An 18076-nucleotide genomic window follows, 5' to 3' on the forward strand; every position below is an offset into this window, starting at 1 on the left:
TTAAGTAAACAAGAGGTATTCAGATTGACAGAATTTTATAAATTTGCTAGCAATAGAAAATGTTAACTAAAATGTTCCGTTTTCGCGGAAATAAAAAATAACTATTCAATTATGGGAAGAGCTTTTGAGTTTAGAAAAGCAAGAAAAATGAAACGTTGGTCTGCCATGAGTAAAGCCTTTACACGTATTGGTAAAGATATTGTAATGGCAGTAAAAGAAGGTGGTCCAGACCCAGACAGTAATGCGCGCCTTAGAGCCGTAATACAAAATGCCAAGTCTGTAAACATGCCCAAAGACAACGTTGAGAGAGCCATAAAAAGAGCTAGCGATAAAAACCAAGGCGATTATAAAGAAGTTATTTTTGAAGGCTATGCACCTCACGGAATTGCCATTTTAGTAGAAACAGCAACCGATAATAATACCAGAACAGTAGCGAATGTACGCAGTTATTTTAATAAATGCGATGGTAGTTTAGGCACTTCGGGCTCTGTGGTATTTATGTTCGATCATACCTGTAATTTCAGAATAAATGGCGAAGGTTTAGACCCAGAAGAATTAGAATTAGAATTTATTGATTTTGGTGCAGAAGAAGTTTTTGTTGATGATGACGGTATTCTAATCTACGCTCCTTTTGAAAGTTTTGGAGCCATTCAAGCAGAATTAGAACGTCGCGAGATTGAAATTTTATCATCAGGATTCGAGCGTATTCCGCAGGTTACAAAAAATCTAACGCCAGAACAAGCTGCTGATGTTGAGAAGCTTCTAGAAAAATTAGAAGATGATGATGATGTACAAAACGTATATCACACCATGGAAGAAACTGAAGATTAAAAAGAGTATAACATATTAAAAGAGAGCCTTTGGTTCTCTTTTTTCGTTTAAAGAAACATTGAGAATAATGAATTGGGGTTTTATTGGTTGTGGCAGTGTTACCGAGATAAAAAGCGGACCAGCATATCAACTAACAGACGGTTTTAATGTTGTTGCTGTTATGCGTCGCGATGTAGATAAACTAAAAGATTATGCGAAACGCCATAATATTCAAACCACATATACCTGTGCAGACGATTTAATAAACGATGCAAATGTAGATGCCGTTTATATTGCAACACCTCCAGATACGCATAAATATTACGCATTAAAAGTAGCCCAAGCCGGAAAACCCTGTTGTATAGAAAAACCACTTTCACCAAGTTATTCAGAGAGTTTAGATATTGTAAATGCCTTTAAAGCCAAAAACATCCCTTTATTTGTGGCATATTACAGACGCTCACTGCCTCGTTTTCAAAAAGTAAAAGAATGGCTAGAACAAGGCTATATTGGCGATATAAGACACATAAGTACACATTTAAACAAACCAGCTAGCGATTTAGATATTTCTAAAAGCCATAACTGGCGAACCGATGCCAACATTGCACCTGCAGGATATTTTGACGATCTAGCAAGTCACGGCTTAGATTTGTTCACCTTCTTTTTAGGCGATATATCACATGCTACAGGCTTCAGTTTAAATCAACAAGGTCTTTATACAGCACACGATGCCGTAACCGCTTCTTGGTTGCATCAAAATGGAATTACTGGCAATGGAACCTGGAATTTTGGCTGCCACGGTCATAAAGACGAAACCATCATATATGGAAACAAAGGCAGCATCCAATTTTCGGTTTTTCACGACAACCCCATCATCCTAAAAAGCGACACTAACAACGAAGTACTTTTTATTGAAAACCCAAAGCATATTCAACAATATCACGTTCAAAATATGCGCAATTATTTCCAAAATCAAATCCCACATCCTTCCACAGGTCAAACGGCATTGCATACCAGTTGGGTCATGTCAAAAATATTAGGTGAAATTTAATTTAGGGCGCAACCCAAAAAGGTCGGGCTTTTTCGCTCATAGTTTTGGCTCGATGCACGCCTCGCCAAAAGCTGCCGCTTCAATCCCTTGCGCGGGTTCAAACGACTTGGAAAATTCACAAATTACTCTTTGTTTTTTACGTAAATTAACTTAAAACGTCCGTTAGTTTGGTCGCGTTGCTCCATTTCAAACTGTGGTAACGATTTAAAAAGTGGTGTTAATTTTTGAAATCCGAAGTTTCTTGAATCAAAATTAGGTTGTTTCTTAATAATTAATGATCCTACATCACCCAGAAATGCCCAACCATCTTCATCGGCAGCATCAGCAACCGAGTTTTTAAGTAGTTTAATCACTTTTGGTGTTATGTTGTATAAATTGGTTTTCTTCGTTTTCTTGCCTTGTTCGTCTTTGGTATTTTCATCATCATCGTTCGCCAGAATTTCCAAATAAATAAACTTATCGCAAGCCACAATAAACGGATTTGGAGTTTTCTTCTCACCCATGCCATAAACAACCATAGCTGCTTCGCGTAATCGGGTTGCTAATTTTGTAAAATCACTATCAGAAGAAACCAAACAGAAACTATTCACTTTTTCAGAATATAAAATATCCATAGCGTCAATTATCATTGCCGAATCTGTAGCATTTTTACCAGTAGTATAACCGTATTGTTGTATTGGTGTTATTGCGTTTTCAAGTAGTATATTTTTCCATTTAGATAAGTGTGGCTTGGTCCAATCGCCATAAATACGCTTTATGGTTGGCGTACCATACTTGGTAATCTCCTCCATCATTTCAGAAATATACTTCGATGGAATGTTATCACCATCAATTAAAACCGCAATTTTTGTGTCTTTTATCATATTCGTTAAAGATAAAAAATTAAACCGACCACAACATATTTTAACTTTTATTTAGACACTTATCCTTCTTTTTATTTCTACATTTAACCGACTAATTTAAAAACTGGGATTTTTATCCTAAAATAATTGTATTGAAAATGATTGTATCAAAAAATGTATTCAGGCGCTCCTGCGCCTTTATTGTTTTGTTTCTTATCTTAATTCCTCAAAATTTTGAAGCTCAAAACACTAAAAAAGGAAAGAGAAAGAAAAAATCAGAAGTAGTTGCACAAGTAAAAAAAGCTCCTAAAAAAACCATTGCAAGCTTAACCAAATCAAGCAAAAAAATAGATGGTCTTTTTACTATTTATCAAGACACACTAACAGGTGTTATGCAAATGGTAATTAAAGAAGATCAACTCAATCAAGAATATATTCATTTTGCTCAAATAGCCGATGGTGTATTGGATGCTGGCCGAATCAATAGGGGCTCTTATCAAGGTTCAAAAGTGTTTAAAATTGAAAAGTTTTTTGATAAAATAGATTTTATAATTCAAAATACTTCGTTTTATTTCGACCCTGATAATCCGCTTGCAAGATCTAAAGACGCTAACATTAGTAATGGTGTTTTAATGAGTTTAAAAATTGAATTGCATGACGATAAAGAAGGGTTATATCTCATAAAAGCGAACGATTTGTTTCTTAAAGAAACATTCAATCAAATAAAACCTGTGCGTCAACCTGGAAGTTCACCAACAGCATTTAAACTGGGTAGTTTAGATAAAACGAAAAGCAAAATCAGATCGATTAATAACTACCCTGAAAACACAAATATTCAAGTTGAATATGTGTATTCTTCGCCATCGGTTTTAAATATTGGTTCTAATGCCGTATCAGATGGAAGAAATGTCAGTATAAAAGTGTTTCACAGTTTAATTAAAATTCCAGAAAATAATTATGAAATTAGGTTAGACGACCCACGTGTTGGATTTTTTATTACAGAAGTTAATGATCAAACGTCTACTTCTTCGGCACCATACAGAGATTTAGTTAATAGATGGCATTTGGAAAAGAAAAATCCTAACGAAGCTATTTCAGAACCCGTAGAACCCATAACGTGGTGGATTGAAAATTCTACGCCATTGGAATGGAGAGAAACTATAAAAGAAGCTGTTTTACAATGGAATGTCGCTTTTGAGCAAGCTGGATTTAAAAATGCCATGCAGGTTAAAATACAACCCGATGATGCCAATTGGGATGCTGGTGATATTCGCTATAATGTTTTACGATGGACCTCTTCACCCACTCCACCATTTGGAGGTTATGGCCCAAGGTTAGTCAATCCTAAAACAGGACAAATTTTAGGTTCCGATATCATGCTTGAATATGCACATTTTACCAATCGTGTGTTTTATGATAAATTATATTCTTTAGCGACTTTAGAAGCACCATTTGATGAGAACGATACAAATCTAAATTCACATGAAACGTGCACGTTCGGGAAAACAATGCATCAAGATATTATGTTTGCACATGCCGTAGCGAGTGTTTCAGGAGCATCAGATTTAGAGATGGAGCGCATAAAAAAGGAATCCATGACCGCATTGATTATGCATGAAGTTGGACATACCCTTGGTTTAAATCATAACATGAAAGCAAGTCAATTATTTTCTCCAGAAGAATTAGCAAACCCAGAATTTATTAAAGGTAAATGTTTAACGGCATCGGTTATGGATTATGCCACTTTAAATATCACCAAAGACAGAAGCAAACAAGGCCAATATGATGATATAACCGTTGGTCCATACGATATTTGGGCGATCCAATTTGGATATACACCTTTCAAAACAGGTAAAGAACGTTATGATTTATTAAATCAATCCACAAAACCAGAACTTATTTTTGGTAATGATGCTGATGATATGCGCTCTCCTGGAAAAGCAATTGACCCTAGAGTTATGACAGGTGATCAATCAAACGATGCCATTCAATATTCAATAGATAGGATAGAATTATCCAACAATTTAATAAATTCCGTTAAAGATAAGTTTATTAAGAATGATGACACGTATCAAGAATTAAGAAGAGCGTATTATGTTTTAAGCGGACAACAAGCATCGGCTGCCAATATCATTTCTAGATATATAGGTGGTGTTTATGTAAACAGAGCTGTGGCAGGTCAAGAAGGCGGAAAACAACCGTATACTCCTGTAAGTTACGAAGACCAAAAACGTGCAATGAATGCACTAAAAAGGTATGTGTTTGCACCAAATGCTTTCGATGCGCCAAATGATTTATATAATTATTTAGCAATGCAGCGTCGTGGTTTTAATTTCTTTTCGGGTACTGAAGACCCTAAAATTCATGCTCAAGTACTTATCTATCAAAAGAATGTTTTAAACCACATTTTGCATTATAATACCTTACAGCGTATTACAGATTCAGAGTTATACGGAAATACGTATAGTTTATCTACTTTCATGACCGATTTGAATCATGCTATTTTTAAAGCAGATATTTACAGTTCTGTAAACTCCTTTAGACAAAATTTGCAGTTAGAATATACTAATATGCTTATTGATATGATTACTGGAAAACAAAGTAGTCGATACACGAACAATGCAAAATCTATGGCGCTTTATAATTTAAAAGCCGTTAGGACAATGGCTGTACCTTCCGGAAATATTTCTTCTAGAGCACATAAACAGCATTTAAGAACTTTAATTGATAATGCTTTAAAGGAAATTAAATAATGATTAATAGGATGTAAACTATAAAAAAAGCTACTTCAATAATCGGAGTAGCTTTTTATTATTTGTAAGCTCATGTTTCTTTTTAGGAACAAATAATTGTTTACTTTATGTTTCATGCGCTTGTATTTTAAGAAATACAATTTTTATGCCAAAATCTGGAACCTATTTATGAATATGCCGCAACTTTACCTTTCACGCCTTTATAAAAATCATACATGTACTCAAAATCGGCTTCCATATCATCTGTAGGATAAAAAGGTTCTGATACTTTATTTTGTTTGTTCTCAAAGTCAAGCGTAAACATAATAATCGGCACATTGGCTTGTTTTGCAATAAAATAGAAACCCGTTCTCCATGAAGTTACTTTTTTTCTGGTCCCTTCCGGGGCTAAAGTCATTCGAAACTCGTCGTGCTGATCAAATAATTTGGCAATAGCATCAACCTTGTTTTCATTAGATTGTCTATTGATTGGAGCGCCGCCTAATTTTCTAAAAAACCACCCTAACGGAAAAACAAATAATTCTTTCTTTCCGATAAAGTTTGTTTTAACACCAACAACTGCGCGTAACAATATGCCAATATAGAAATCGTGCCAACTGGTATGAGGAGCAGCAATTATTACCGCTTTTTTTATAGTGTCTTTTGAAAAATTAGTATTACCAATAATACGCCAACCAATAATTTTAAAATAAATAAATTTGGCTAGCCTTTTCATATTACATTTTTTGGTATAAAGCTTTTAATTTGGCTCTAGTAATTGTTTTTTTCCATGATTTCCCTAGAGCATTTTCCCAAAGTGGTTCAAGGCTAAAAGCTACATTTATCATAGTATCGAAATCTTTATCACTCAAATCTGCACAAATGCCTTGTGGCAATTCTATTTTGTGTTTTGCTTTCATTTTCTTAAAAAGCTTCACGCCTTCTGGATAATAATCTTCTAAATGATCGAAAACAATACAGTTGCCAATTCCGTGTTTGGTTCCTAATAGATAAGATAAACCGTAACTCATAGCATGCGCAATTCCCACCTGCGAATAGGCTATACTCATACCTCCGTGCCACGAGGCCATCATTAGTTTTTCTTGCATCTCTTCATCAGATAGATTATCCTCCATGAAAATTTCTTTGCATAAATCTAATGCCATAGTACCATAGGTTTCGCTAAAGGTATTTAAATAAGTTCCTGTTAGTGACTCAATACAGTGGATATAACAGTCCATACCCGTATAAAACCATTGATTTTGTGGTACATCCTTAGTGAGTTCAGAATCTAATATCACTTGATCAAATGGCGTAAAATCAGAATTAATACCTAATTTTTTTTCGGGTCCAGTAAGTACCGTGGTTCTAGAAACTTCGGCACCAGTACCGGAGATTGTTGGAATACCTACATGATAAATGGCTGGGTTTTTTACTAAATCCCATCCTTGATAATCTTTGGCTTCACCTTCATTGGTTAACATAATAGAAACTGCCTTAGCTAAATCTAGCAAAGTACCCCCACCAATACCAATAATACCAGAAGGCAATGCTTTAGATTCTAAGATGATATTTTCAACAAGTTGATCCACTTGTGAAGTTTTAGGCTCTTCTTTTGCTGAAACAAAAACAATTCTATCCTCATAAGACAATGAAATTCTAGATAATAGCCATGTATTATTTTTAAACACATCATCAATAAAATAAATAAATGGAGCATTGATGCTTAAGCGCTTTGGGGCTAAAACTTCATTAATTTGATTGAAACTACCTCTGCCAAAAATGACTCTTGGCACCATTGGAAAGTTCTTATAACTCATTTAATATGTTTTCTTTTACAAAATGTAAAAATAGTTTAAATAAAATTTTATGCGTTTAAAAATTCTTGGAATTTTTCCGAGAACAAACTTATATGATAACCGTCTACTAATGCGTGATTTACCTGAATGGCCACATTCATTTGTAAACTATTATTTGATTTCACTGCTTTTGAAAAAGCAAATTTTGGCACCGAATCCACACTCCCCGACTTTGGCTCCTTTTGGCTAGAAAAATTAAGCCATGGCATTGCAGAACAATGTATACAATCTAATCCGTTTAAAGGAGGGTATAAATCTTTAGAATTCTGAATTCTTTCTTTTTCATTATTTATATTTTGAATAAAGGTGCTTAAATCCTCATCAAAATGTATAAACGAAAACCCAAAGGTATTGTCACTTCTCATTATAGTTGATGATGCATGAATGACATCGTATTCAACTATGCCATCATTTTCAATTCGAAATCTTAAATTTTCAACACTGTTAATAGCCTTCATACAATCGTGTAAATACTTAGCAAAAAAACTAATATTATTGGCTTTTGCAAAAGTATAAGCCTTGGTAACATCAAAAGGAATGGTCACAGCAAACGACGGGTCTTCTAAAGCCATAAAATGCTCATAATGCTGTTTTCTATTCCATGAATTTATATTAATTTCTTTCACTTTATTTTACCAAGTTTAAAACTTCTTTTAACGATGTAATCGTTTTATACATTTTACCATTTGTTTCTTCTTCACTTACTTGTTCGTGCGCCCAAGTGGTATGAAATGGAACATGTATGGCATTTGCTTTGATGTTGACTAAAGGCAAAACATCAGATTTTAGTGAGTTGCCTATCATTAAAAATTCAGAAGGGTTGATATCTAGATGATTTAATAATTTTGAATAATTGGCTTCTTTCTTATCACTTAACACCTCAATATGATGAAAATAGTCTGTCAGTCCAGATTTTTCTAATTTTCGTTCTTGATCTAGTAAATCGCCTTTAGTAGCCAGTATTAATCGGTATTTTTTTGAGAGTGTTTTTAATACTTCTTCAACACCATCAAGCAATTCAACAGGTTTATTCAACATGTCTTTACCTATGTTTAATATAGATTCTATAGTTTTTGTTGAAATATTATAATTTGACAGTTCTAAAGCAGATTCTACCATTGATAAGGTAAATGCTTTAATGCCATAACCGTAGAGCTCTAAGTTATCCATTTCCATTCTAAAAAGCTCTTGGTCAATCTTATTAGCAGTTTCGTATTTAGATAGTAATTTTGCAAATGCTAATTCCGCATCTCTAAAGTAGGTTTCATTAACCCATAGTGTATCATCAGCATCAAAACCAATTACCTTTATGTTTTTGTAATTTATTTCCATAATTTCTTAGCGCGCTCTAAATCTTCGGGTGTGTCAATTTCAACACCTTGCACATCAGTTTCAACCATTTTTATACGTTTACCATATTCTAAATACCTTAATTGTTCTAGCTTTTCAGCAGCTTCTAAAGTAAGCATAGGCAAACGATGGAAATCTAAAATGGCTTGCTTCCTAAAGGCATAAACCCCTTTGTGTTTATAGTATTTTACAGCAACACTTTTATCTCTTAAATAAGGGATTGGACTTCGAGAAAAGTAGAGTGCAAAATTCTGATTATCTAAAATTACTTTGACAGTATTTGGGTTTTTTATTTCATCTTCATCTGTAATATGAACCATTAAAGATGCTAAATCGATCGATTTATCAGAATCATTTTTAAATACTTCTATGAGTTTCTTTAAGGATTCAGCATCTGTAAAAGGTTCATCGCCTTGAACATTAATAACAATGTCAATATCCATATCCTCAACAGCTTCGGCAATTCTATCGCTACCGCTGTTGTGTTCTTTTTTGCTCATTATTGCATTTCCGCCATTATTAACAATTTCATTATAAATACTTTCACTGTCGGTAACTACGAAAACATCATCAAATAACTTGGTTGCCACCGTGGCCTCATATGTTCTTAAAATAACTGTTTTACCACCCAAATCTTGCATAAGTTTTGCAGGAAAACGAGATGCAGCATAACGCGCGGGAATCATTGAAATTATTTTCATATGCTTTAAATAGCTGTTTTTAATTTAACTGAACAAACCCATTTAACAATTTTTCAATATGGTTATCATAGCTTTTCATTAAATTTACTGATGTATAAAGTATGATTTGAACAGTACCATTTTCGTTTGAATAATAATACCCTTTATATCCAAATTTAATTCCAGACATTGTGCCGCTCATTTCTAACATTAAAACTTTTAAGCCATTAACTGTACGGTATTCTTGATTATTTAATTTAGTATCTGGGGCTACTTCTCGTGCATTTGATAATGCAATATCTCTTAGTGTTACCAAAGGGATTTCAACTTTTTCAGTTATTACAGAACCATATAAATCCTCTTTTTTAAGTTCCAATTCAAATTCGGCATCTTCGTTACTTGAAGCCTTCTTAAATTTCCAATCTTTTGTATTTAACCAAATCCCTACGTTAAATGTTGAACTTTTAATTAGGAAATCGGAATCTTCATCTTTTTCGAAAATTGTAGCATTTACAGGAATTTCTACTTTCTCTTCAACTTGCTCACCCACTTGTTGCCAGGTACCATCGTCATATAATACTACTTGGTCGCCATATTCTGTAACAGCATTGGTTTGGGAAAATATTAAATAAGGAAAACAAAAAACTAGACAAAAGGTAATTTTTATATTCATAATTAAGATAAAGGTTTAGAATTTCAAAAATATAATATTTATATCATAATTATTGCCTACTCCTTTTAAACTTTTTATATAATCTAAAAATTGTAAAAATGATAAATATGGCTATAATTGCTGCTAGTATGGGAAGAAAAATAGAAATAACAGACATGACAATCGAGGTTCCTGTTTCTATGGTTGAAACCAAAGGATTTGCAATACCTCCTGTAGTAGCAGTAGAAGCTAATCGTGTTGTACTCGAGCTTCCTGCAACTGCTGCAGCTGTCCCGCCTCCAGCTATAATAGCTAAAGACCAAGTTACAACAGGACTCAAATCTGCAATTGTAGAAAGCATGATGGCGGTTCCTGCCAAGGCAGCTAGTGGCACTGCGATACTATCTAATAAATTATCAATATATGGTATAAAATACGCAACAATTTCGACTATAGTAGCAGCACCTAAAGTTATGAGAGCTCCAGTACTTCCTATCCATTCCCAAGATTCGTTAAGTTGCCAAACATCAAAAAAAGCAGCAAGGCTTAAAGCAAATAAGGGTAAAAACACTCTAAATCCTACCGAGGCCGATAAACCAACACCTAGACAAATACTTAATATCGTTTCAAAAGTCATCTTTAATTTTAATTAATTATTCTTCAAAGAAATCGTCTTTAAAGCCAATAAGGTACAATTTTTCTTTCGCTCTTGTTACCGCAGTGTATAACCACCTTAAATAATCTTTATCTATACCGTTTGGTAAATACGGTTGTTCTACAAAAACAGTGTTCCATTGCCCTCCTTGTGATTTATGGCAGGTGATGGCATAAGAAAATTTAACTTGAAGCGCATTAAAATGTTTGTTGTTTTTTACCTTTAAGAATTTTTTGTAATTACTCGTTTCACTTTCAAAATCTTTCATCACTTCTTGATACAATTTATTCGAATCTTCATAGGCCAGAGAAGGCGTTTCAGCATCAATAGTATCTAATAATAACACGGTTTCAAAAGGTCTCATTTTGGGGTAATCAACCATTCTAATTTTTACTTCAGCGAAGCGAAAGCCATACAATTCTTGTAAACTGAATATTTCCAGAACTTCAATAATATCACCATTTGCAATAAATCCAGCTTCGGTAGTTGGTTTTATCCAGAAATAGTTATTCTTTACAACCATTAAATAATCTCCTGCGGATAATTCGCTTTCATTAAAAAGAATTCTGTTTCTTATTTGTTGATTGTATAGGTTTGCGCGTTTATTGCTTCTTACAATAATAGCAGTGTCTTCTTTCCCTAAATCGCTATAAGAATCGTTAATGGCATCCATTATTTCATAACCATCAACAAGCCTAATAATATCTTTAAAATCGGCTAAATCAAACTTAAAAAAATCATAAGTCGTTCCAGATAATGCTTCTCGTAATATGGTGGCATTAGCTAATATGCCTGAGTTTTCTTCTTGCCTTACAACTTCATCAAGTTCCATTTTGGTAACTTCTTTGTTGTAATTAAGTGCTAAGGTATTCGGGTCTAATGCAGGGCTTAAATCTAATTTCACTGGTGGTAATTGAGCAGTATCACCTATTAATAGCAACTTACAATGATGCCCAGAATAAACATATTGCATTAAGTCGTCTAGTAACGAACCATTTTCCATAAGTTTTGATTCGCTGGGTGTATCTGGAATCATGGAAGCTTCATCAACAATAAAAATCGTATTTCTGTGCTTATTAGGCTGCAAAACAAACTTTACACCTCCACCTTTATCTTTTTTAGGGAAATATATTTTTTTATGAATGGTAAATGCTTCCTTATTAGAATAATTCGATATCACTTTGGCGGCTCTACCCGTTGGTGCCATGAGTACAGCACTCATTTTTGCCTTCCATAAATTACTCACAATAGCGCCAACAATAGTTGTCTTTCCTGTTCCGGCATACCCTTTTAGTAGATATAAGGAATCTTTATTTTTTGAAAAAATGAACTCTGCAAGTTGTTGTAAAACAATATTTTGTTTCATTGTAGGTTGAAACGGAAATTGTTGTTTTATGAGAGAATAAAATTCGTTGGAAGTCATTATAGATTTCAAGGGTTTTGTAAATTATTCAAATATAGAAATGATTTTTATGCAGTTTGGTTTTAACGATTAAAAAAAAATTGTAGATTTGCTAAATACCTTTTATTAAACTTTAAATTAAATAACATACTATGTTAAATTTTATTCTTGTTGCAGTTGCGGTTATTTTAGTTACAATTGGCTTGGTTAAGTTAGTTGATAAATTTATACCGGCGAAGTTTAAACCGTTATTAAATATTGCACTTTGGTTATTGATTGCTTTTTTAGGTTACAAAACTTATGTTTCCATTTATGAACCTATCCAGTTTAATAAAGTAAAAAATAAGCGATATGCTCAAGTAATTGAAAGTTTAAAGGATATTAGAGACTCTCAGCTGGCTCACAGGCAAGTTATAGGGGTTTTTGCAAAAGACTTTGATAATTTAATCAAATTTGTTGATACTGCACAATATACTATTACCCAACGAAGAGATTCAAGTATTATTGATGTAGATTTAACAAAAAGATACGGCGTAGATACTTTTAAAGATATTATTATAGTTGATACCTTAGGATTTGTTTCTGTAAAAGATTCATTATTTAAATCTTCAACACGTTATAAAACGATGATGAATGTTCCTGTTGGTGAAGAAGGAGCTAAATTTAAAATGGATGCTGGGTTTATCGAGCAAAACAATATTAAGATTCCTGTTTTTGAAGCATCAGTTAAAAAGAGCGTGATTTTATACGACCAGAATAAAGATTTACTAGTTCAAGAAAATCAGGTAGTATCAGTGGATGGTGTTAATGGTGATGCATTAAAAGTAGGTTCTATGGATGAAGTTAACACAAACGGAAACTGGCCAAAAACATATGGCTCAAACGAATAAAACGTCTAACAAACTAACTAATATAGATCTGTCCATTCAAATAAGTTTGAGTGGACTTTCTTTTTGTATACTGAATACAGATACCAATACGGTAATAGAGTTGCGAGAAGTCATCTTCGAGAAACGTTTAAACCCACTTGAAGCTTTAGATGAATTAAAATCATTGTTCGCAAAAGAAAATGCATTACAAAGTAATTTTAAAAATGTAATTATTATTCATGATAACGACCTAGCGACTTTAGTACCAAAGTCATTATTCAATAAAAACCACCTCGCAGAGTATTTAAAATTTAATTCTAAAATACTTAAGTCTGATTTTATAGCCTACGATCCAATTCAAGAAAACAGTATCGTAAACGTTTATATTCCTTATGTCAATTTTAATAATTTTATTTATGACAAGTTTGGAACCTTTGTTTACAAGCACGTTTCTACCGTTTTAATTGAAAATATTTTACAAATAGAAAAAGAATCAGAAACACCAAAAGTATTTGTGAATATAAGCACCAATCACTTTGAGATTTTAGTTACTGAAAAAGGGCAATTAAACTTGTACAATTCCTTTAGTTACAGTACGAAAGAAGATTTTATCTATTACATTCTTTTTACAGCAGAACAACTTAATTTAGACCCAGAATCCTTCCAACTTGTCCTATTGGGAGATGTAGATGAAAATAACGAATTATACGAGATTGCTTATAAATACATTAGGAATATAAGTTTTGGAAAACGATATAGCCAATATAAATACATAGCAAAGCCAAAATCTGAATATTCTAATTTTGCACTTTTAAATAGTTTTTAATGAGAATTATATCAGGTCTTTATAAAAGTAGAAAAATTGTGGCGCCAAAAAGACTGCCTGTCCGCCCCACTACTGATATGGCTAAAGAATCGCTATTTAATATCATTAATAATTTATACTATTTTGAAGACATAACTGTATTAGACTTATTCGCGGGCACTGGCAATATAAGTTATGAGTTTGCTTCTAGAGGTGTTGAGCAAATTACTAGTGTAGATCAGGATTTCGGATGCATTAAGTTTATAAATCAGACTGCTGAGAATTTTGAAATGCCAATTCAAACCATAAAAAGTGATGTTTTTAAGTTTCTAGAAAAATCAACACTTCAAACTGATATTATTTTTGCAGATCCACCTTATAGTTTCTCTGATGAACAATTTGCTAAAATACCAGAGCTTGTTTTTCAAAATAACTTGTTACTACCTGAAGGCTTACTCATAGTCGAGCATTCTAAACATACTAACTTATCAGAAATTAAACATTTTAGCTACTCCAAAAACTATGGTGGAAGTGTTTTTAGTTTTTTTGAAAAGCCAGAATAAATTTCCACAACTCATTTTTTTTCAGTACTTTAGAGTTCTCCTTAAGAGTCCCAGACTCTAATCATTGCATGTATCTCTCAGGGAAATACATTCTTATTCTATTCGTGTGTATGGTTTAAAATTGTTATCAACCAATTAAACCATAAATTCAAATGAAAAAAATTATTCTAGTTGCTTTTGCAGTAATGTTATTTACTGCTTGCCAAAACAAACCACAACGTTATTTTGCAGAATCTGCAGAAATAAACACATTAAAAGCCGGTATAGAAGCTTACGAAGCTGGAGATTGGGCTAAGTGGAAAAGCCATTTTGCCGATACCGCTAAAATTTACGTAAACTCAACAGAACCACTAACTATTGCAGAAAGAGCCAAAAGTTTAGAGACTATGGCAAACACCATGTCTTCTTATGGCTTTAATCGCGATAAAGAATACATTGAAATGGTTCTTGATAAAGAAGATGAAACTTGGGTGTACTATTGGGCATTACACAAGGGAACTTTAGCTGCAAATAATAAAGAATTATCAATTCCTGTCCATTTAGCTGTACAGTTTGTAGATGGTAAAATTGTTGAAGAACACGTTTACTATGACGGAACTGCTATGAATGCAGAATTTGCTAAACTCACTGCAGTAGATGATGTCGTAGAAGAAGAGTAATCCAAAAATAAAAAATCAATTAACTAAATTATTTAATATGAAAACATTTAAAACCTCAATTTTAATAGCATTATTATTGTGCTTTTCTTTTAATCTGTCGCATGCACAAAAAAGATTTATGGTGCATCAAGATAACGTAAAACCGTCTATGTTAATGCAATATGAAGCTATTGCTAAAAAGTTTAATGATGCTTGTATAAAACATAACCCACAAACCTCATGGGCAACAGGAACAAGAAGCGATTTTAAATATTTTTACATTACACCTATTGAAAATTTTGCAGATATGGATAAAAATCCATTTGCAGATATGGCTAAAACTATGGGCGACGAATTTGGAAAAATGTTTGAAGAATTCGATAAATGCTATGATTCGCATACCAATTACACGATTACCATGGTTGAAGATTTAACCTATATGCCAGAAGGCATATCCATGACTCAAGAAGGTCAAAACTATCGTAAATGGTACTATATCTATTTTACACCAAGTAATGCTAAAAAAGTTCGTGAAGGCATGAAAGCTGTAAAAGCATTGTACGAATCAAAAAACTCAAAAGAATATTATAGAGTATATCGCAGTGGTTTTGGTACACCCGAAGAGTTTTATTTAGTTGCGATTTCCGCTAAAGATGCTATCGATTTCGAAACTAAATCTAAAACTAACGAAGCTACATTAGGCACAAAAGAAGAAGTTTGGGAAGTGTTTAGTAAGGTCATGGAACACGCCACCAGAATGGAAGAGTTTTCAGGAGAAATGCGTCCAGATTTGGCCTACGCACCAAAATAAAATAAATCTGCCGTTTCAACCAACCAAATTACTTTTATAAGGGAATAAGCCCTTCTTTAATTACTAAAGAGGGGCTTATTTATGTTCAAGTAAATCTATAAGCCGAATTCTGTTCATTCCGTACTCGTTTCAAGTTTACCTAAAACAAGCACAAAAATACCTTATCATTTATCTTAGTGCATTGTTACCAATACACTTTAGCTGCCTACCCTCCAACAATCGGGCGTGCAGCCCTCAAACGTTGGTATACATGACATTGCACCACATAGAGTTTACCTGATTTCACTACAGCATAACCTGTACATTCTTTCTGTTGCACTTTTCCTAACCTCACGGTTGGTGGCCATTAACCACTATGTTGCACTACGGTGTTCGGACTTTCCTTCCCGAAATAACTTCGGAACGATAAGGCGATTTACTTAAACGCAAAATTACAATTCCTATATTTTAAAATCTAATTAAAAATCATTATTTGGGCGCCTGCCTGCGGGCAGGCAGGTTACCCACAAGGGGTCTGGCTTTCCACTATAAGTTTTGGCTCGATGCGCGCCTCGCAAAAATCTACCGCTGCAATCCTTAACACAGGGGCTGTTTGCTAGCTTTGATTTTAAGAAATGAAGATTATTTTACTTTTTATTCGGTTTGCCTTTTTATCCATTCAAACATAATATCTAATGCCATCGGTGAAAAAGTCTGTTCAATAATGGCGTATTCATTCGGTAAACCGGTTTTGCTTTCTTGAAATAAGTGATTTAAATCATCCAACGTCATTGTTTTAGTATTAGTGTTCCCATTGGCTAATAAAATAGCTTCAATAGCCTCAAGATTCTCTTTTGAAGGTACTTGTAAGTCATTTGCACCATTCAATGCAAGAATTGGGCATTTTGTTTTACTTAGAGATTCCTTCGGATCAAATTTTATAAAGTCTGTTAACCACGGCATAGACATTTGTTCTGATAATGATTTAATTTGGCTATCAGTTAACATAGCTCCAAAAATTTCATTGAAGTAATCCTTTAAATCAGATTGTAATTGATTATCATCATTATTTGAGTTTAAAATAATATTGTAGGCTCCTTTCATATAATTTTGTCCTTGTGTAATTCCAGCCTCAGGAACCCCCATTTTTCGCTCTATTATTTCTTTTTGTAAAAGCATAAGTTTATCTCCTCTTATGCCAGACCCAGCCAGAAGAACAATAAAAGAAACATCTTGATTTTTACTTGCTATAATTGGTGCTATCACACCACCTAAACTATGACCGATAAGGCCAATTTTAACAGGGTTTATGGCACTGTGCGTTTTAATAAATTCAAAAGCACTATTTGTGTCACTAACAAAACCATCAAGCCCAGTGGCATTATAATTCCCCTCAGATGCTCCTGTGCCTCTATCATCAACTCGTAATACAGCTATGCCTTTATTTGTAAAATAATCTGCAATAACCATAAATGGTTTATGGTTCATCATATCAGAATTTCTATCCTGCGGACCACTGCCACTTATTAAAATTACAGCTGGAAAATTTGACCCCTCTTTTGGGTAAGTTAGTGTACCTGCGAGTGAAATACTATCCATGTTGTTTTTAAACTCAACATCTTCAATTATATAATTAAAAGGTTCTTTTGGTTCTTGAGGTCTATTGATTTGAGCAGATAAATTGAATGAAAAAATAGCGGAAATTAAAAAGTATAGAAAATGTATTTTCATTTAGTTAGTTTTTATGTTTTGAAATTTCAAATAAGAAAAGACTACAGGTACAATGGTTATAACTGCAGTAATAATTATGAATATTGTAAAATTAGTTTGCTTTTCTAACACTAAACTAGAAAGGACAATTAGTAAACCACCAATAAACCACATTTTCCCTCCTAATTTGTGCGTTTCCTTCCAAACCGTCTCATTCTCGAGTGTCCAGGGTGTTCTAATTCCTATAAAATAATTAGCTTTTAATGTTTTAAAATAATTTCCTAGAATTAAAAAAAGCAATCCTATTAACAGTATAATATAGTTTGGGTTAGTAAGCGACTCATTTTTTGCAGTATAGATTATGAATAATGCTAAGATTGACATAAAAGTTGTCAACAAGAATTTAAGTGTTTGTAACTTATTACCCATTTTTTGCAGTTTGTTTTTAGGGTCAATTTTAGGAACAACCAAAAAGATAATATATATAAGTAGTGGTAATAAAATTGGAATAAAAATAAGTTCTATCTTATCTCCATAGCGGTTTACCTCTCCCTTTATATTCCAATGTAACGGTACTTTTTCAGGTAAATCATTCCATAGATAAGCCAAATAAATAAATGGCAAAAGTACGATTGCAATTAGTGGTAATTCCTTTTTTAAGCTCATGA

19 protein-coding genes and 1 other RNA gene are annotated in these 18076 nt (G+C 33.2%); 8 read left to right on the top strand and 12 right to left on the bottom strand.

All coding sequences use genetic code 11. The features are described from left to right. Window positions 1–111 precede the first annotated feature (111 nt). Both BUA46_RS14190 and BUA46_RS14195 read left to right on the top strand, forming a co-directional pair. Complete coding sequence (locus BUA46_RS14190) at window positions 112–831, top strand: YebC/PmpR family DNA-binding transcriptional regulator (protein WP_019388547.1); 720 nt, start codon at window positions 112–114, stop codon at window positions 829–831. Window positions 832–898: 67 nt separating this feature from the next. Continuing rightward, complete coding sequence (locus tag BUA46_RS14195) at window positions 899–1861, top strand: Gfo/Idh/MocA family protein (protein WP_019388546.1); 963 nt, start codon at window positions 899–901, stop codon at window positions 1859–1861. Window positions 1862–1983: 122 nt separating this feature from the next. Here the strand turns inward: BUA46_RS14195 and BUA46_RS14200 are convergent, their stop codons facing one another. After that, window positions 1984–2724 (bottom strand): NYN domain-containing protein, encoded by a 741-nt coding sequence (locus BUA46_RS14200; protein WP_019388545.1) that lies wholly within the window; start codon window positions 2722–2724, stop codon window positions 1984–1986. Window positions 2725–2861: 137 nt separating this feature from the next. Here BUA46_RS14200 and BUA46_RS14205 point away from each other — a divergent pair, with 137 nt between their 5' ends. Continuing rightward, window positions 2862–5456 (top strand): zinc-dependent metalloprotease, encoded by a 2595-nt coding sequence (locus tag BUA46_RS14205; RefSeq protein ID WP_019388544.1) that lies wholly within the window; start codon window positions 2862–2864, stop codon window positions 5454–5456. Between the two features lie 166 nt (window positions 5457–5622). On the opposite strand, the gene BUA46_RS14210 is transcribed toward BUA46_RS14205, so the two are convergent. From BUA46_RS14210 to BUA46_RS14245, 8 genes are read right to left on the bottom strand one after another with little or no spacing between them, the layout of a single operon-like run. Then, the gene (locus BUA46_RS14210) at window positions 5623–6171 is read right to left on the bottom strand and encodes a 1-acyl-sn-glycerol-3-phosphate acyltransferase (protein ID WP_019388543.1); all 549 of its coding nucleotides are present in this window, start codon (window positions 6169–6171) and stop codon (window positions 5623–5625) included. A gap of 1 nt (window position 6172) precedes the next feature. Continuing rightward, window positions 6173–7255, bottom strand: coding sequence for an iron-containing alcohol dehydrogenase family protein (locus BUA46_RS14215; RefSeq protein ID WP_019388542.1), 1083 nt, complete (start codon window positions 7253–7255; stop codon window positions 6173–6175). Between the two features lie 47 nt (window positions 7256–7302). Continuing rightward, window positions 7303–7920, bottom strand: coding sequence for a CatA-like O-acetyltransferase (locus tag BUA46_RS14220; RefSeq protein ID WP_019388541.1), 618 nt, complete (start codon window positions 7918–7920; stop codon window positions 7303–7305). Between the two features lies 1 nt (window position 7921). Further along, a complete protein-coding gene (locus tag BUA46_RS14225) occupies window positions 7922–8626 on the bottom strand; it encodes an HAD family hydrolase (RefSeq protein ID WP_019388540.1) in 705 nt (234 codons plus the stop codon). Then, window positions 8617–9345 carry a 3-deoxy-manno-octulosonate cytidylyltransferase gene (gene kdsB, locus BUA46_RS14230; RefSeq protein WP_035106571.1) on the bottom strand — a complete coding sequence of 243 codons (729 nt, stop codon included), beginning with the start codon at window positions 9343–9345 and terminating at the stop codon, window positions 8617–8619. Before kdsB ends, BUA46_RS14225 begins: the two co-directional genes overlap by 10 nt. Window positions 9346–9364: 19 nt before the next feature. Next, window positions 9365–9997, bottom strand: a complete 633-nt coding sequence (locus tag BUA46_RS14235; RefSeq protein ID WP_019388538.1) for a hypothetical protein — start codon at window positions 9995–9997, stop codon at window positions 9365–9367. 49 nt (window positions 9998–10046) lie between these two features. Then, window positions 10047–10613, bottom strand: coding sequence for a DUF4126 domain-containing protein (locus BUA46_RS14240; protein ID WP_019388537.1), 567 nt, complete (start codon window positions 10611–10613; stop codon window positions 10047–10049). 16 nt (window positions 10614–10629) lie between these two features. Beyond that, window positions 10630–12054 carry an ATP-dependent DNA helicase gene (locus BUA46_RS14245; protein WP_019388536.1) on the bottom strand — a complete coding sequence of 475 codons (1425 nt, stop codon included), beginning with the start codon at window positions 12052–12054 and terminating at the stop codon, window positions 10630–10632. Between the two features lie 131 nt (window positions 12055–12185). Between BUA46_RS14245 and BUA46_RS14250 the strand changes: the two genes are divergently transcribed. From BUA46_RS14250 to BUA46_RS14270, 5 genes are all read left to right on the top strand, one after another. Continuing rightward, window positions 12186–12923 carry a hypothetical protein gene (locus BUA46_RS14250; protein WP_019388535.1) on the top strand — a complete coding sequence of 246 codons (738 nt, stop codon included), beginning with the start codon at window positions 12186–12188 and terminating at the stop codon, window positions 12921–12923. Further along, the gene (locus BUA46_RS14255) at window positions 12871–13728 is read left to right on the top strand and encodes a DUF3822 family protein (RefSeq protein ID WP_237714676.1); all 858 of its coding nucleotides are present in this window, start codon (window positions 12871–12873) and stop codon (window positions 13726–13728) included. Before BUA46_RS14250 ends, BUA46_RS14255 begins: the two co-directional genes overlap by 53 nt. Further along, the gene (gene rsmD, locus BUA46_RS14260; protein ID WP_019388533.1) at window positions 13728–14270 is read left to right on the top strand and encodes a 16S rRNA (guanine(966)-N(2))-methyltransferase RsmD; all 543 of its coding nucleotides are present in this window, start codon (window positions 13728–13730) and stop codon (window positions 14268–14270) included. The genes BUA46_RS14255 and rsmD overlap by 1 nt, the downstream gene beginning before the upstream one ends. Before the next feature lie 152 nt (window positions 14271–14422). Then, on the top strand, window positions 14423–14929 hold the full coding sequence (locus BUA46_RS14265) for a nuclear transport factor 2 family protein (RefSeq protein WP_019388532.1): 507 nt from the start codon (window positions 14423–14425) through the stop codon (window positions 14927–14929). 37 nt (window positions 14930–14966) lie between these two features. Continuing rightward, on the top strand, window positions 14967–15719 hold the full coding sequence (locus BUA46_RS14270) for a hypothetical protein (protein ID WP_019388531.1): 753 nt from the start codon (window positions 14967–14969) through the stop codon (window positions 15717–15719). Between the two features lie 82 nt (window positions 15720–15801). On the opposite strand, the gene rnpB is transcribed toward BUA46_RS14270, so the two are convergent. The 3 genes from rnpB to BUA46_RS14285 all read right to left on the bottom strand — a co-directional run bounded on the left by rnpB (window position 15802) and on the right by BUA46_RS14285 (window position 18074). Continuing rightward, an RNA gene (rnpB, locus tag BUA46_RS14275) (RNase P RNA component class A) lies at window positions 15802–16141 on the bottom strand. Between the two features lie 211 nt (window positions 16142–16352). Beyond that, window positions 16353–17429: an alpha/beta hydrolase family protein gene (locus tag BUA46_RS14280; protein WP_019388530.1), complete on the bottom strand. Its 1077-nt coding sequence runs from the start codon at window positions 17427–17429 to the stop codon at window positions 16353–16355. Further along, window positions 17430–18074: an SdpI family protein gene (locus tag BUA46_RS14285; protein WP_019388529.1), complete on the bottom strand. Its 645-nt coding sequence runs from the start codon at window positions 18072–18074 to the stop codon at window positions 17430–17432. It abuts the gene before it with no gap. Window positions 18075–18076: the final 2 nt, after the last annotated feature.

Origin of the sequence: Algibacter luteus, from assembly GCF_900141715.1 — a bacterium.
Classification (GTDB): Bacteria; Bacteroidota; Bacteroidia; order Flavobacteriales; family Flavobacteriaceae; genus Arenitalea; species Arenitalea lutea.

What these genes read in the sequence shown, in the direction of transcription:
- BUA46_RS14190 (WP_019388547.1), top strand. Translation starts at nt 112, where the DNA reads ATGGGAAGAGCTTTTGAGTTTAGAAAAGCAAGAAAAATGAAACGTTGG.
- BUA46_RS14195 (WP_019388546.1), top strand. Translation starts at nt 899, where the DNA reads ATGAATTGGGGTTTTATTGGTTGTGGCAGTGTTACCGAGATAAAAAGC.
- BUA46_RS14200 (WP_019388545.1), bottom strand. Translation starts at nt 2,724, where the DNA reads ATGATAAAAGACACAAAAATTGCGGTTTTAATTGATGGTGATAACATT.
- BUA46_RS14205 (WP_019388544.1), top strand. Translation starts at nt 2,862, where the DNA reads ATGATTGTATCAAAAAATGTATTCAGGCGCTCCTGCGCCTTTATTGTT.
- BUA46_RS14210 (WP_019388543.1), bottom strand. Translation starts at nt 6,171, where the DNA reads ATGAAAAGGCTAGCCAAATTTATTTATTTTAAAATTATTGGTTGGCGT.
- BUA46_RS14215 (WP_019388542.1), bottom strand. Translation starts at nt 7,255, where the DNA reads ATGAGTTATAAGAACTTTCCAATGGTGCCAAGAGTCATTTTTGGCAGA.
- BUA46_RS14225 (WP_019388540.1), bottom strand. Translation starts at nt 8,626, where the DNA reads ATGGAAATAAATTACAAAAACATAAAGGTAATTGGTTTTGATGCTGAT.
- kdsB (WP_035106571.1), bottom strand. Translation starts at nt 9,345, where the DNA reads ATGAAAATAATTTCAATGATTCCCGCGCGTTATGCTGCATCTCGTTTT.
- BUA46_RS14235 (WP_019388538.1), bottom strand. Translation starts at nt 9,997, where the DNA reads ATGAATATAAAAATTACCTTTTGTCTAGTTTTTTGTTTTCCTTATTTA.
- BUA46_RS14240 (WP_019388537.1), bottom strand. Translation starts at nt 10,613, where the DNA reads ATGACTTTTGAAACGATATTAAGTATTTGTCTAGGTGTTGGTTTATCG.
- BUA46_RS14245 (WP_019388536.1), bottom strand. Translation starts at nt 12,054, where the DNA reads ATGACTTCCAACGAATTTTATTCTCTCATAAAACAACAATTTCCGTTT.
- BUA46_RS14250 (WP_019388535.1), top strand. Translation starts at nt 12,186, where the DNA reads ATGTTAAATTTTATTCTTGTTGCAGTTGCGGTTATTTTAGTTACAATT.
- BUA46_RS14255 (WP_237714676.1), top strand. Translation starts at nt 12,871, where the DNA reads ATGAAGTTAACACAAACGGAAACTGGCCAAAAACATATGGCTCAAACG.
- rsmD (WP_019388533.1), top strand. Translation starts at nt 13,728, where the DNA reads ATGAGAATTATATCAGGTCTTTATAAAAGTAGAAAAATTGTGGCGCCA.
- BUA46_RS14265 (WP_019388532.1), top strand. Translation starts at nt 14,423, where the DNA reads ATGAAAAAAATTATTCTAGTTGCTTTTGCAGTAATGTTATTTACTGCT.
- BUA46_RS14270 (WP_019388531.1), top strand. Translation starts at nt 14,967, where the DNA reads ATGAAAACATTTAAAACCTCAATTTTAATAGCATTATTATTGTGCTTT.
- BUA46_RS14280 (WP_019388530.1), bottom strand. Translation starts at nt 17,429, where the DNA reads ATGAAAATACATTTTCTATACTTTTTAATTTCCGCTATTTTTTCATTC.
- BUA46_RS14285 (WP_019388529.1), bottom strand. Translation starts at nt 18,074, where the DNA reads ATGAGCTTAAAAAAGGAATTACCACTAATTGCAATCGTACTTTTGCCA.